General features: G+C 69.2%; 10 protein-coding genes. 2 read left to right on the top strand and 8 right to left on the bottom strand.

Annotated features, from left to right (window positions below):
- Positions 1-95: 95 nt before the first annotated feature.
- From KV106_RS03125 to KV106_RS03115, 3 genes are all read right to left on the bottom strand, one after another.
- Entirely contained in the window at positions 96-944 is an 849-nt protein-coding gene (locus KV106_RS03125) for a polysaccharide deacetylase family protein (RefSeq protein WP_261206043.1), read from the bottom strand.
- A 198-nt stretch (positions 945-1,142) separates the two neighbouring features.
- A complete protein-coding gene (locus KV106_RS03120) occupies positions 1,143-1,487 on the bottom strand; it encodes a DUF1161 domain-containing protein (RefSeq protein WP_261206042.1) in 345 nt (114 codons plus the stop codon).
- A gap of 26 nt (positions 1,488-1,513) precedes the next feature.
- Positions 1,514-3,751, bottom strand: a complete 2,238-nt coding sequence (locus KV106_RS03115; protein ID WP_057593503.1) for an NADP-dependent isocitrate dehydrogenase — start codon at positions 3,749-3,751, stop codon at positions 1,514-1,516.
- Positions 3,752-3,986: 235 nt separating this feature from the next.
- Here KV106_RS03115 and KV106_RS03110 point away from each other — a divergent pair, with 235 nt between their 5' ends.
- Entirely contained in the window at positions 3,987-4,736 is a 750-nt protein-coding gene (locus KV106_RS03110; protein ID WP_261206041.1) for a response regulator transcription factor, read from the top strand.
- A gap of 58 nt (positions 4,737-4,794) precedes the next feature.
- Here KV106_RS03110 and oxlT read toward each other — a convergent pair whose 3' ends face one another.
- Complete coding sequence (oxlT, locus tag KV106_RS03105; protein ID WP_261206040.1) at positions 4,795-6,126, bottom strand: oxalate/formate MFS antiporter; 1,332 nt, start codon at positions 6,124-6,126, stop codon at positions 4,795-4,797.
- A gap of 283 nt (positions 6,127-6,409) precedes the next feature.
- Between oxlT and KV106_RS03100 the strand changes: the two genes are divergently transcribed.
- A complete protein-coding gene (locus KV106_RS03100; RefSeq protein ID WP_261206039.1) occupies positions 6,410-8,239 on the top strand; it encodes a histidine kinase in 1,830 nt (609 codons plus the stop codon).
- Here the strand turns inward: KV106_RS03100 and KV106_RS03095 are convergent.
- Genes KV106_RS03095 through KV106_RS03080 form a run of 4 tightly spaced genes read right to left on the bottom strand, consistent with a single transcriptional unit; the run spans position 8,221 to position 13,380 of the window.
- The gene (locus tag KV106_RS03095) at positions 8,221-9,921 is read right to left on the bottom strand and encodes an FAD-dependent oxidoreductase (protein ID WP_057593507.1); all 1,701 of its coding nucleotides are present in this window, start codon (positions 9,919-9,921) and stop codon (positions 8,221-8,223) included. The two genes, KV106_RS03100 and KV106_RS03095, sit on opposite strands and share 19 nt — an antisense overlap.
- 35 nt (positions 9,922-9,956) lie before the next feature.
- The gene (locus KV106_RS03090) at positions 9,957-10,949 is read right to left on the bottom strand and encodes an NADPH:quinone reductase (RefSeq protein WP_261206038.1); all 993 of its coding nucleotides are present in this window, start codon (positions 10,947-10,949) and stop codon (positions 9,957-9,959) included.
- Positions 10,946-12,166 carry a CaiB/BaiF CoA transferase family protein gene (locus tag KV106_RS03085; protein ID WP_261206037.1) on the bottom strand — a complete coding sequence of 407 codons (1,221 nt, stop codon included), beginning with the start codon at positions 12,164-12,166 and terminating at the stop codon, positions 10,946-10,948. Before KV106_RS03085 ends, KV106_RS03090 begins: the two co-directional genes overlap by 4 nt.
- Positions 12,163-13,380 (bottom strand): cytochrome P450, encoded by a 1,218-nt coding sequence (locus KV106_RS03080; protein ID WP_261206035.1) that lies wholly within the window; start codon positions 13,378-13,380, stop codon positions 12,163-12,165. The genes KV106_RS03085 and KV106_RS03080 overlap by 4 nt, the downstream gene beginning before the upstream one ends.
- Positions 13,381-13,507 lie beyond the last annotated feature (127 nt).

The following is a 13,507-nucleotide window of genomic DNA, read 5'->3' as shown; positions in this document are numbered from 1 at the left end:
GCGAACCCGTGAACGTCATTTGTTTCGACGCGGTCCGGGCCGATGCGACGGCATCCCCTTCGTGAAGATGCCGCCGATCGATGAGGAGCCGGCGATCAGGGCAGCAAGCAGTTCCAGGCGTTCGACGGAGTGTTCGCGAGGACGTAGTTCTTGATGGTGACAACCGGCTGTACCCAAAGATTGCTGCCCTTCGTATAGATGTAGTTCACGATCTGCTGGTAGGCCGACTGGCTGATCGCATTGCCGTCGCCGGAGTCTCCCAGCGAGTGGAAGACCAGGACCGTCCAGGTTCCCTTGGCGATGCCGTTGTCGATGGCTGCTTTCGCGGTATTGAAGGCGGTGGCATCGTCTCCGGAAATGGGGAGTCGGCTAATGAAGAAGCGTCGTTGCGCAACGTTATTGGGATCGTTCTCGCCGGATCCGGCGATGGTGGCGCCGGTCAAGACGGCCGACAGCAGCGCCGCGTACTCGCATGCTCCGACTTGCCTGTGCTGGGAACTGCTCTGAGGGCCGACGATGTAGTTGCCTTCCGGGTATGCGTAGGTGTGGTCGACCGGCGTGTTGGAGTAGATGTTCGTCAGCAGCCACTGTTCGTTGGTACCGACATCCGTGGCCACATCCACCCAGGACTTGGTCGCCAAGGTCGCGCTCCCCCAGTGAGAGTAGGAGTGATTGCCGACCTCGTGGCCTCTTTGAAAGACGCTGCGCCACGAGGTTGCGTTGGCGGCCACCACCGGGAGTCCTCCCGGCGTCAGGTAGAAGGTCCCGCGGAAACCGTAGTTCTCCATGGTGGTGGCCTGGGTCAACTGCGACGGCCAGCCATCGTCATGCGAAAGACTGATTGCGCTCTTCGCTCCATTGGGCCAAGTCAGCGCGGCGGCCGAGCCCAAAAGAGAGAACAAAAAGACCGCGCCAGCGAATTGGCGCAAACGAAGATTCGGCATCCTTCACTCCACTTGTTTTGGCGAGTGAATTGTGCGTTACGGTGGGGACGCGACGGTGAAGAAATCGCCTGGCATTCGTGTAGCGAAGCGGGCTTCTTTGTCTATGGAAGTGAATCGCCAAGCAAGCGAATCGCTAGGCAACGGCTGCTGAAAGATTCTTCTCGATGCTCGTGGTCACCCTGACCCTTCGATCCGAGGCTACTTGCAATCCCCACCCATCGACACAGTCCCATCCCTGCACTCGGTCAGCATCGGCTCCCCCACGGAAGCCGAGCCCGGTCCCGGCGCAGAACCCGCGCCAGTACCGACGTCCCTCTCATAGACGATCTTCCTGCTGCCCAGCTCGCAGCTGCCCACCACCTGCCCGCTCGTCGACGCGTTGGCATCGACGACGGCCACGGTGAAGCGCGCCACGCCGGCGGCGGCGATCTTCGACTCGATGCGGGTGCGCAGGGCCTCGCAGTCCTCGGCCGCGTGCGCGCTGCCCGCCGCGCCGGCCAAGGCCAGCACGGCGGGGAGCATCGCGAGCCAGGAGGGCTTCATGGCTGCCGCCACCCGCGCGATGCCGATCAGCCCTGGGCCGAGGCCAGCGCCGCGTTGAGCGTGGCGCTCGGACGCATCACGGCCTCGAACTTCACCTTGTCGGCGAGGTAGTAGCCGCCGATGTCCACGGCCTTGCCCTGCACGGCGGCGAGTTCCTCGACGATCTTCTGCTCGTTGGCGGCGAGGGTGTCGGCCAGCTTGACGAAGGCGGCCTGCAGCTCCTTGTCGTCGGTCTGCGCGGCCAGTTCCTGCGCCCAGTACATCGCCAGATAGAACTGGCTGCCGCGGTTGTCGAGCTGGCCGGTCTTGGGCGAGGGGTTCTTGTTGTTGTCGAGCAGCTTGCCGGTGGCGGTGTCCAGGGTCTTGGCGAGGATCTTGGCCTTCTGGTTGCCGGTCTTGATCCCCAGGTCCTCCAGGCTCACGGCCAGCGCGAGGAACTCGCCGAGCGAATCCCAGCGCAGGTGGTTCTCTTCCACCAGCTGCTGCACGTGCTTGGGGGCCGAGCCGCCCGCGCCGGTCTCGTAGAGGCCGCCGCCGGCCATCAGCGGCACGATCGACAGCATCTTGGCCGAGGTGCCCAGTTCCATGATCGGGAACAGGTCGGTCAGGTAGTCGCGCAGGATGTTGCCGGTGGCGCTGATGGTGTCGAGGCCGCGGACCACGCGTTCCAGCGTGTAGCGCATGGCGCGCACCTGGCTCATGATCTGGATGTCCAGGCCCGAGGTGTTGTGCTCGTGCAGGTACATCTTGACCTTGGTGATCAGCTGGGCCTCGTGCGGGCGGTAGGCGTCGAGCCAGAACACGACCGGCATGCCGGAGTTGCGCGCGCGCGTGACGGCCAGCTTGACCCAGTCGCGGATCGCGGCGTCCTTGACCTGGCACATGCGCCAGATGTCGCCCTGCTCCACGTCCTCGCTCATCAGCACTTCGCCGGTGTCCAGGTCGGTGATGTTGGCGACGCCGTCCTCGGGGATCTCGAAGGTCTTGTCGTGCGAGCCGTATTCCTCGGCCTTCTGCGCCATCAGGCCGACGTTGGGCACGGTGCCCATGGTCTTGGGGTCGAAGGCGCCGTGCCACTTGCAGAAGTTGATCATCTCCTGGTAGATGCGGGCGAAGGTCGATTCGGGCATCACGGCCTTCACGTCCTTCAGGCGGCCGTCGGCGCCCCACATCTTGCCGCCGTTGCGGATCATCGCGGGCATGGAAGCGTCCACGATCACGTCGTTGGGCGAGTGGAAGTTGGTGATGCCCTTGGCCGAGTCGACCATGGCCAGCTCGGGGCGGTGCTCGTGGCAGGCGTGCAGGTCGCGCTTGATCTCGTCCTGGGTGCTCTGGGGCAGGGTGGCGATCTTGTTGTAGAGGTCGACCATGCCGTTGTTGACGTTGATGCCCAGCTCGTCGAACAGCTTGCCGTGCTTCTCGAAGGCTTCCTTGTAGAAGATCTTCACGCAGTGGCCGAACACGATGGGGTGCGAGACCTTCATCATGGTGGCCTTGACGTGCAGCGAGAACATCACGCCGGTCTTGTGCGCGTCCTCGATCTCCTTCTCGTAGAACTCGAGCAGGGCCTTCTTGCTCATGAACATGGAGTCGATGACCTCGCGGTCCAGCAGCGCGACCTTGGGCTTGAGCACGATGGTCTTGCCGCTCTTGGTGATGAGCTCCATCTTGACGTTGCGCGCGCGGTCCAGGGTCATGGACTTCTCGCCGTGGTAGAAGTCGCCGCCGTGCATGTGCGAGACGTGCGAGCGCGAGGCCTGGCTCCAGTCGGCCATGCTGTGCGGGTTCTTGCGGGCGTATTCCTTCACCGCCTTGGGCGCGCGGCGGTCGGAGTTGCCTTCGCGCAGCACGGGGTTCACGGCGCTGCCGGTGCACTTGTTGTAGCGCGCGCGGATGTCCTTTTCCTCGTCCGTGGTCGGGTTTTCGGGGTAGTCGGGGATCTTGTAGCCCTTGCCCTGCAGTTCCTTGATGGCCGACTTGAGCTGGGCCACCGAGGCGCTGATGTTGGGCAGCTTGATGATGTTGGCTTCGGGCTTGAGGGTCAGCTTGCCCAGCTCGGCGAGGTTGTCCGGCACTTTCTGGTCGTCGCTCAGCAGTTCGGGGAACTCGCCCAGGATGCGGGCCGCCACGGAGATGTCGCTGGTTTCGACGTTGATCCCGGCCGGATTCGCGAAGGCGCGGATGATGGGCAGGAATGCGTAGGTCGCCAGCAGGGGCGCCTCGTCGGTCAGGGTGTAGACGATGGTGGGTTGCTTCGTGCTCATGCGCTTCTTCCGTAGATGCAGGTTGTCAAGTGCTGGAATTTCCGGCCGTCAGGGGGTGGCCCTTTTTTGGCCGTAACCCCGGATTGTCGCGCGACCGGGGCCGGGGCTGGCCAATGGGCCCCCGAAACCCTGGTGCGGGGGGGTGTCTCAGGCGCCCGGAACCCGAAAATATCCCCGGACCTCAGGGCCATCCCTGCCCGCCGCGGGCCGCCTTGCATCGCACAATGAGGCCCCCATGAGCGCCACCACCGTTTCGGCCGTTCCCCCCCTTGCGCCCACCGATCCGCAGATCCGCGTCCTCGTCGCCGACGACCAGCCCCTGATCCGCCGCGGCATGGCCATGCTGCTGGACGCCGCATCCGACATCCAGGTCGTCGGCCAAGCCGCCGACGGCATGGAGGTGGTGGAACTCGCGCGGCGCCTGCTGCCCGACGTGGTGCTGATGGACCTGCGCATGCCGCGTCAGAGCGGCGTGCTGGCCACCCGCGAGATCACGGCCGCGCTGCCGCGCACCCGCGTGATGGTGCTGACCACCTTCGACCGCGACGACCTGGTGTTCGACGCGGTGCGCGCCGGCGCGCAGGCCTACCTGCTCAAGGACGCCTCGGAGGACGAGGTGCTGGACACGGTGCGCGCGGTGCATCGCGGCGAGTCGCGCATGACGCCGCAGATCGCGCGCAAGGTGATGGACCAGTTCCGGCTGCTGGCCAACCACGTGGCGCAGGACGTGGCGGCGGAAGACCCGCCGGCCTCCGCCGAGCCCGTCTCGGCCGAAGCGCAGGAGGCGCCCGACCCGCTGACCGAGCGCGAGGCCGTGGTGCTCGACCTGATCGCCAAGGGCCAGAGCAACCGCCAGATCGCGGCGGCGCTGAACCTGGCCGAAGGCACGGTGAAGAACCACGCGAGCCGCATCATGCAGAAGCTTCACGCGAACACGCGCACCGAACTGGCGGTGCTCGTGCTCGCGCGAAGAAAACAGCCCTGAGAAAAAAAGACGCCGGGTCGTGCCCGGCGTCGTTCATCCGCTCATTCGCTGAAGCGGATCATTCGCTCAATCCGAAGCGTCCATGCTTGCCCGCGGGATTCGCGGACGAGGCCTCGACGTGCGCCTTGAGCATCGGCCGCAGCGCCACGATGGCCAGGAAGGCTGCGAACAGGTCCAGCCCCGCCACGGTGTAGAGCACGGTCGACCAGGTGCCGGTGGCTTCCATCATCAGGTTGCCGATGGGCACGAACAGCGCGCCGATGCCCTTGGCGCAGTACAGCACGCCGTAGATCTTGCCGATGTGCTTGGTGCCGAAGGCGTCGCCGGCCAGTGCGGAGAACAGCGAATAGACCTCGCCCCAGGCCAGGAACACCACGCCCGACAGGATCAGGAAGGCCCACGGGTTGTGGCCGAAGTAGCCCAGCGCGATGATGCCGATGCCCTCGAGCGTGAAGGCGATCACCATGGTCTTCTCGCGGCCGATGTGGTCGGAGATCCAGCCGAACAGGGGACGCGAGATGCCGTTCATCACGCGGTCGAGCATCAGTGCCAGCGGCAGCGCGGCCATGACGAAGAAGTAGAGGTCGACCTTGAACTCCTTCACGCCCAGGTCCTGCGCGATCACGCCCAGTTGCGCCACGGCCATCATGCCGCCGGTGACCACGCACGAGAACATGAGCAGCATCAGCCAGAACAGGCGGGTGTTGAGCGCCTCCTTCAGCGTGTAGTCGCGGCGGCTCTGGGTGAGCTTGGCCGAGGCGCGGATCTCGTGCGCCTTCGGGGCCCGCAGGAACCACGCGGCCAGGAAGGCCAGCGAACCCTGCATCACGCCGAAGAAGAAGAAGGCTTCCTGGAATCCCGACGACTCGATCATCGCGGCGATCGGCAGGATGGTCGCGGCCGAGCCGGCGCCGTAGCCGCCGGCGGTCAGGCCCACGGCCAGGCCGCGGCGGTCGGGGAACCACTTGAGCGCGTTGTTGATGCAGGTGGCGTAGATCGATCCCACGCCGATGCCGCCGACGGCCGCGCCGATGTAGAAGCCCAGCAGCGTGGTCGCCTGCGAGTTGATGACCCAGGCCGCGCCGATGAAGACCGCGCCGAAGGCCACGATCAGCCGTGGCCCGAACTTGTCGATGAAGTAGCCCTCGATCGGCGCCAGCCAGGTCTGGACCAGCACGAAGATGGTGAAGGCGATCTGGATCGAGGCGCGTTCCCAGCCGAAGGACTTCTGGATCTCGGGCACGAACAGCGTCCACGCGTACTGGATGTTCGCGGTTGCGATCATGCAGACGATGCCGACGACCAGCTGCGTCCAGCGGCTGGCGTACCAGCGTACCGGGACGCCGGCGGAGGCGCCGACGGCCGGCGAGAGGGATGTGGGGGTGCTCATTGTCGAATGTCTCCTTGGCAGGTCACGCCGATCGCGTCGCGGCGCTGTCGAACTGGGTGGATGTGGCGCATCTCTCGACACGCTGCGCGATGGACGCAACTGTCGTCTCGAAAATAACTGCTCGCGCCTGCCGGAAGTCACGCCGCGACCCGAGGAAAACCCCGAGATGTCAGGGTAAGTGCCCATACCGAAAGTCATGGGCTGACGCGCCGCGGGTCCTTTGCGACAATGCGCCGCCCATGACCGCGCGCCCCCCTTCCGCCTCGCCGGCCTCGACCCCTCGATGAGCCTGCTGCAGCGCATCGACCCCCGGCGCAGCCTCGCCGCCGCGATCGGCTGGCTGATGATCGCGCTGGCCATCTGCCTGGCGCTGGCGGCCAATCTCTGGCTGCGCAGCTTCGTGCGCTCGACCCTGCTCGAGGTGCACTCGCAGCGGCTGGAGACGGCCGGCGAGCACGTCAGCGCCGAGCTCGATACCGCGATGCTGTTGCGCCTGCAGTCGGTGAGCGTGGTGGCCTCGATCCTGTCGCAGGACGTGCAGGGCGACGATGCCGCGTGGCGGCAGCGCTCGCTCGAAGCGGTGCACCGTGGCGTGCCGGACCTGATATGGCTGGCGCTGACCGATGCGGACGGCTTCATCGTCGCCGCCACCGACAGCCAGGTGGTGGGCCAGAACGTCAACCAGCATGCGTGGATCTCGCAGGGGCTGGCCGACGCGTGGATCGAGGAGGGCCGCTCGCCGGGCGAGCATTTCCTCAAGCTCAGCGCGCCGGTGAGCAATGCCGATGGCGCCATCGTCGGCGTGGTCGCGGCGCAGCTCAGTTGGCAGTGGGTGGACCACACGGTGTCCGGCATCAAGGCCTCGCCGGGCGAGTGGCTGCTGATCGACCGCGACGGCATGGTGCGCCACGGCCCGGCGGCCCTGCTCGGCACGCGCTGGCGCGAGAGCGGCGACCTGGCCGCGCCCTTCGACCCGACGGTCGCGGGCCTGGGCACCGATGGCGCCGACCTGCCGGCGCGCATCCGGGTGCGGCGGCTGGTCGACAACAAGCCCTTCCTGGTGGCGGCGCCGCGCACCGAGCGCGACGGCACCTTGCGGCGCCTGGGCTGGCGCGTGGTGGTGGTGGAACCGGTGGCGTCGCTGGCTTCGTTCGCGACCGCCATCGAATGGCGCATCACGCTGGTGCTCAGCATGCTGGGCCTGTGCGCCGCGGTGGTCGGCGTGGCGATGACGCACCGCCTGACCCATCGCGTGAGCGCGATCGCGAGCTCGGCCGACGCGGTGCTCGCCGGCAGCGCCTCGCGCATCGAGGTGCCCGAGGGCGCCGACGAGGCGGCGCGCCTGGGCACCGCGCTCGACCGGCTGCTCGACACCCTGCAGCGCGAGCGCGACGAACTGCGCCTGCTCAACGCGGAACTCGACGAGCGCGTGCGCCAGCGCACCATGGAGATCAGCCGGCTGGCGCAGGAGTCGCGCGAGTCTGCCGTGATGCGCGAGCGCCTGCGCATGGCGCGCGACCTGCACGACACGCTGGCGCATTCGATGATGGCCATGCTCACCGAGATCCGCGTGCTCAAGCACATCGCGACCGCGCAGCCGCAGCAGCTGCCCGACGAGCTGATGCGCGCCGAACAGGCCGCGCGCGAGGGCCTGGACGAGGCGCGCCGCGCCATCGACCAGCTGCGCAGCAACCCGGTGCGCGACATCGGGCTGGGCGCGGCGCTGACCGAGCTGGCCAGGGGCACCAGCGAGCGCACGGGCATCGCCGTGGACTGCGAGCTCGCGCCCGAGCTGCCGGCGCTGGCCGCCGAGCCCGCGGAAACGGTCTACCGCATGTGCGAGGAGCTGCTGCGCAATGTCGAGCGGCACGCGGGCGCGCGGCATCTGGGCCTGCGCCTGCGGCGTGCCGACCCCGGCGTTCTGCACCTGGAGATCGCGGACGATGGCGTGGGCTTCGACAGCCGGGTCATCGCGCCCGGGCACTACGGGCTGGTCGGCTTGCGCGAGCAGGCCGAGGCGATGGGTGTGCGGCTGGACATCGACAGCCGGCCCGGGCAGGGCACGCGCGTGAGCCTGCGCTGGGCCGCGCCCGGCTACGCGCCGATCGTCTGAGCGTCGGCCCGCGGCATCGACGATCGCGCCTGCGCCATCTGCCGCGCCGCGATGTAGCCGAAGGTCATCGCCGGCCCGATGCTGCTGCCACCGCCCGGATAGCGTCCGCGCATGATGGAGTTCATGTCGAGCCCGGCCGCGTAGAGCCCCTCGATCGGTACGCCCCGTGGCGTCAGCACCCGGGCCTCGGCATCGGTCTCGAGGCCGCCCACCGTGCTGAGATCGCCCGGATGCAGCGCGAGCGCGTAGTAGGGCCCGTCGCCGATCGGCGCCACGCCCGGATTGGGCGCATGCGTCTGGTCGCCGCGAAAGCGCGAGTGCGCGTCGGCGCCCTTGCCGAACTCCGGGTCCTCGCCGCGCGCCGCGCCTTCGTTGAAGCGCCGCACCGTGGCCTCGAGTTCGCCCGGATCGATCTGGAGCCGCCCGGCCAGCTGCGCCAGCGTCGGCGCCTCGACCAGGTAGCCGGCCTCGATCAGCGAGCGCGCGCTGAAGGGCGCGGGCCGCGCGAGGCCCAGCCCGTAGCGGCGCAGGAAGTCGCGATTGGCGATCAGGTGCGCCGTGGTGATGCCCCGCCGGTGCATCGTGCCCACGAAGGTCTGGTACGACCCGCCCTCGTTGACGAAGCGCCGCCCATCGGGCCCCACGGCGATGCAGCCGGGCATGGCGCGGTCGATGAAGATGTGCGGATACCTGACGATGCCGCCGTCGGGCTTGCGCAGCACCGACACCGGCGTCCAGATGCAGTCGCCCGCATGGGCCGGGTCGTGCAGGCCGCCGGCCGCCACGCCGAGGCGCACGCCGTCGCCGACGTTGCCCTCGGGCTGCAGCGAATGGTGGTGCTCGGCGAACGGAATGTGCTTGCGGCGCATCGCCTCGCTCGCGCCATAGCCGCCGGTGGCCAGCAGCACGCCGCGCCGCGCGAGCACCTGCATGCGGCGGCCCTCGCGCTCGATCTCCACGCCGGTCACGCGGCCGTCCTCCATGGCCAGTTCGAGCGCGGGCGTGTTCTTCCACAAAGTCACGCCGGCCTGGATCGCCGAATGGAACAGCCGCGCGGCCAGCGCGTTGCCGTTGACGATGCGCGTGCCGCGCCCGTAGCGCAGCCGGTCGGCGACGAAGCGCCGCATCACGCGCGCGGTGTGGCGAAAACCGGCCCAGGTCTTGAGCGCATGGCGCATCGGGTGGATGTCGGCGCCCTCGATCTGCATGCTGCCGAACAGCATCAGTTGCGGCAGCGGCATGCGCAGGTCGGCCAGGCGGTGGCCGAGCAGCCGGCCGTCGAAGGCCTGGGTCAGCAGCGAGCGGCTGCGCGCGGCGCCCGGCAGGTCCGATTCGTAGTCGGGCAGCGGAAAGGGCTTGAAGCGCACCTCGGAGTGCCGCTCCATGAAGGCCAGCATCTCGGGCGCGTGGTCGAGGTAGCTCGCGACGAGGTCGTCGCGGTAGGCCTCGCCGAGCACGGCACGCAGGTAGGTCTCGGCGGCCGCGCGCGAATCGTCGAGGCCGATCTGCTTCATCACGTGGTTGCACGGAATCCACGGCGCGCCGCCCGAGTAGGCGGTGGTGCCGCCGAACAGCGCGGTCTTCTCGACCACCAGCACCTCCAGGCCCAGCTGGCGCGCGGTGATGGCGGCGGTGAGCCCGGCCGCGCCGCTGCCGATGATGACGACGTCGGTTTCGATCATGTGGAACCTCCGGGAAACGATGGGAAGAATGAAGATCAGTCGATGGCGAGCACGACGTTGCCCAGCACCTCGCCGCGCTCGACCAGCTCGTGCGCGCGCACGATCTCCTCGAGCGGCAGCAACTGGCCGATGGTGTGCAGCAGCAGGTCGTCCTCGAGCAGCGGCAGCAGTTCGCGCAGGCAGGCCTCGCGCTCGCTGGGCGCGATCTCGTAGATGGTGAAGAAGCGCAGTTCGGCGCTCCTCTGCATCAGCACCACGGCCGGCAGCACGGCGTCCATGCCGGTCGTGCCGTAGACCACGACGCGCGCGCCGGGCTTCAGCAGCTTGGGGTAATGCGCCGCGTTGTTCGCGAGGTCGACCTCGATCACGCGGTCCACGCCCGCGCCGCCCGTGAGGGCCTGCACGCTGTCGCCGAGGTCCTGCTCGCGGTAGTCCACGACATGGTCGGCACCGGCCGCGACCGCGTGCGCGGCCTTGCGCGCCGAACTCACGCTGGCGATGACCTCCGCGCCGCGCAGCTTCGCGAACTGGATCGCATAGTGGCCCACCGACCCGGCGCCGCCGGCCACCAGCACGCGCTGGCCGGGTCCGCATTCGGACAGGCGCACCGCATGCAGTGCGGTGAAGGCGGGAATGCCCAGGCAGGCGCCCTCGGCGAAGCCCAGCGCGGCCGGCAGCGGCACGGCCTGCGCGGACGGCAGCGCGACGTAGTCGGCCGCGGTGCCGAAGGCGCGCCGCCATTGGGCGTTCCAGGTCCACACGCGTTCGCCGATGCGCGCGGCGGGAACGCCATCGCCCACCGCGTCGATCACGCCGGCGCCGTCGCTGTGCGGAACGATCAGCGGCGCCACCAGCGCGCGGCCACCGCCGCCGCGCCGCATCTTCCAGTCGGAGGGGTTCACGCCCGAGGTGCGAAGCCGCACCCGCACTTCGCCGGGGCCGGGCTCGGGCCGCGGCTGCTCGCCGATGCGGATCACCTCGGCCGCTTCGCCCTGGCGCGTGTAGAAGGCGGCGCGCATCGTGCTCATGCCTCGCTGCCCGCGACGACACCGCGCCGCTTGAGCTCGGCGATCTGCGCGGGCGTGAGGCCGATCTCGGCGAGCACCGCGTCGGTGTCCTGCCCGAGACGCGGTGCGTTGCGCCGCTGCGCACCGGGCGTGCGCGAGAGCTTGGGCACGATGCCCGGCACCTGCAGCGCATCGCCGTCGCCGGTGTCGATGGTCTGCAGCATGCCGCGCGCGAGATAGTGCGGATCGGCCGCGATGTCGGCCACCGAGTAGATGCGGCCGGCCGGCACCGAGGCCTCGTCGAGCCGCGCGAGCACCTCGGCCACGTCGCGTTGCGCGGTCCAGGCGCCGATGGCGGCATCGAGTTCCGCCACGCGCGCCACGCGGCCGGCGTTGTCCGCCAGCGCCGGATCGGCCGCGAGATCGGGTCGCTCGATCGTGGCCATGAGCCGGCGGAAGATGCTGTCGCCATTGCCCGCGATCAGCGCATAGCCGCCGTCGCCGCAGCGGTAGGCATTGCTCGGCGCGATGCCGGGCAGGGCGCTGCCGGCCGCGCCGCGCACCGCGCCGAAGGCGCTGTACTCGGGCAACAGGCTCTCCATGCAGTTGAAGACCGCCTCGTAGAGCGCCACGTCGATCACCTGGCCGCGGCCCGAGCGCTGGCGCTCCTGCAGCGCCATCAGGATGCCGATCACGCCATGCAGCGCGGCCAGCGTGTCGCCCAGCGAGATGCCCACGCGCACCGGCACCCGGCCGGGTTCGGCCGTGAGATGGCGCAGCCCGCCCATGGCCTCGGCCACCACGCCGAAGCCGGGGCGGTCGCGGTAGGGGCCGGTCTGGCCGTAGCCGCTCACGCGCAGCACGATCAGGCGCGGATTGGCCTCGAGCAGCGCCTCGGGACCGAGCCCCCAGCCCTCGAGCGCGCCGGGGCGGAAGTTCTCGATCAGCACGTCCGACTCGGCGGCGAGCCGGCGCACGATGGCCTGCGCCTCGCTGTCCCGCAGATCGAGCGCGATCGAGCGCTTGTTGCGCGACTGCACCTGCCACCAGACCGAGGTGCCGTCCTTCAGCAGCCGCCACTTGCGCAGCGGATCGCCGGCGCCGGGCGGCTCGATCTTGACGACCTCGGCGCCGAAGTCGCCGAGCGTCTTGGCGGCGAAGGGGCCCGCGATGAGCTGGCCCATCTCGAGCACCTTCAGGCCCGCGAGCGGACCGCGCGCTTCGCTGCCCGCCGTCATGCCGGCACGATGCGCATCGGCAGCCGGTCGAGCGTGCGCATCTGGTTGATCGGCCGGTAGCTGGCCGGCGCCGTGAGTTCCATGCGCGCCACGCGGCGGCTCAGCGCGCCGATCAGCGCCTCCGATTCCTGGCGCGCGAGCATCTGGCCGATGCAGGCATGGATGCCGTTGCCCAGCGCCACGTGGCTGCCCGCGAGCGCGGGGCGGTCGACGTCGAAGCGCTCGGGCTCGGGGAACTGGCGCGGGTCGCGGTTGGCCGCACCCATGAACACGCCGATCTTGGTGTCGGGGGCCAGGCGCACGCCCGAGAGCTCGGTCTCGCCGCGCGTGGTGCGGTAGGTGACCTGGAACGGCGTCTCGTGCCGGATGCCTTCCTCGAACGCGGCCTTGACCTTGGCCGGCTCGGCGCGCACGCGCTCCCACTGCGCCGGGTTCTTCGCGAGCTGGTGCAGCGTGAAGCCGATGCCGGCGATGGTCGAGTCGGTGCCGCCGCCCACGAAGCTGCGCACCACGTTCGAGGCGATGCCTTCGTCGAGCTCGCCCGCGTCCTCGGCGCGGAACAGCAGCTCGGCGATCGAGTCGGGAATCACGCCCTGGCGCGACACGCTCTCCTCGAACCATGCGAGGTAGGGCTGCGCGGCCTGCATCGCGCGCTCGTAGAGCGCGTTGCGCGGGCCGCTCTGGTTGAAGCGCATCTCGCCGATGGCCAGGGTCTCGGTGCGCGGCAGGCGCACGCCCACCGCGGCCGGAAAGGCCTCGAGCACGATGCGCTCGGCGCAGTCTTCCACGCCGTCGAACTCGCGCTGCTCCAGCAGCCGATCGACCAGGGCCTCGGCCTTGCGATCGAAGCCTTCCTTCCAGCGCCGGATCACCAGCGGCGACAGCAGGCGCGTGACCACCGAGCGGATCTTCGTGTGATCGGGCGGGTCGGCCTCGAGCAGCCGGCTCGGGATGCGGAACTCGCCGGGCTTGCGGATGTCCTGGATGCCGATGCCGCCCGCGTTGGTGAAGCGCGCATGGTCGGCCAGCACCGTCTTCGCCTCGGCATGGCGGCCCACGGCATAGATGCCGTGCGGCGCGATGTAGGCCACGGGACCGGCTTCGCGCAGCGCCTCGTGGAACGGATAGGGATCGAGCAGCACCTCGATCGCGTACGGGTCGATGTCCAGCACGGGCGCGTCGCGCAGCGCGACGGGTTCGGCGGTGGTGGTCATGCAGGGGCTCCTGGCGTGGGGGAATGCATCGAGTCTCGATGCGCTCCCGCCGCTCGTCAGTCCCCTTGGCGGGGACGGCGCGGGCTCATTGCGCGCTTGCGTCCCCGGCAAGGGGACAGACGCCGCG

The organism is Variovorax endophyticus (assembly GCF_025376855.1).
Lineage (GTDB): Bacteria > Pseudomonadota > Gammaproteobacteria > Burkholderiales > Burkholderiaceae_C > Variovorax.
The sequence above is the reverse complement of the archived record's forward strand: the minus strand, read 5'-3'. Positions and strand labels throughout refer to the sequence as shown.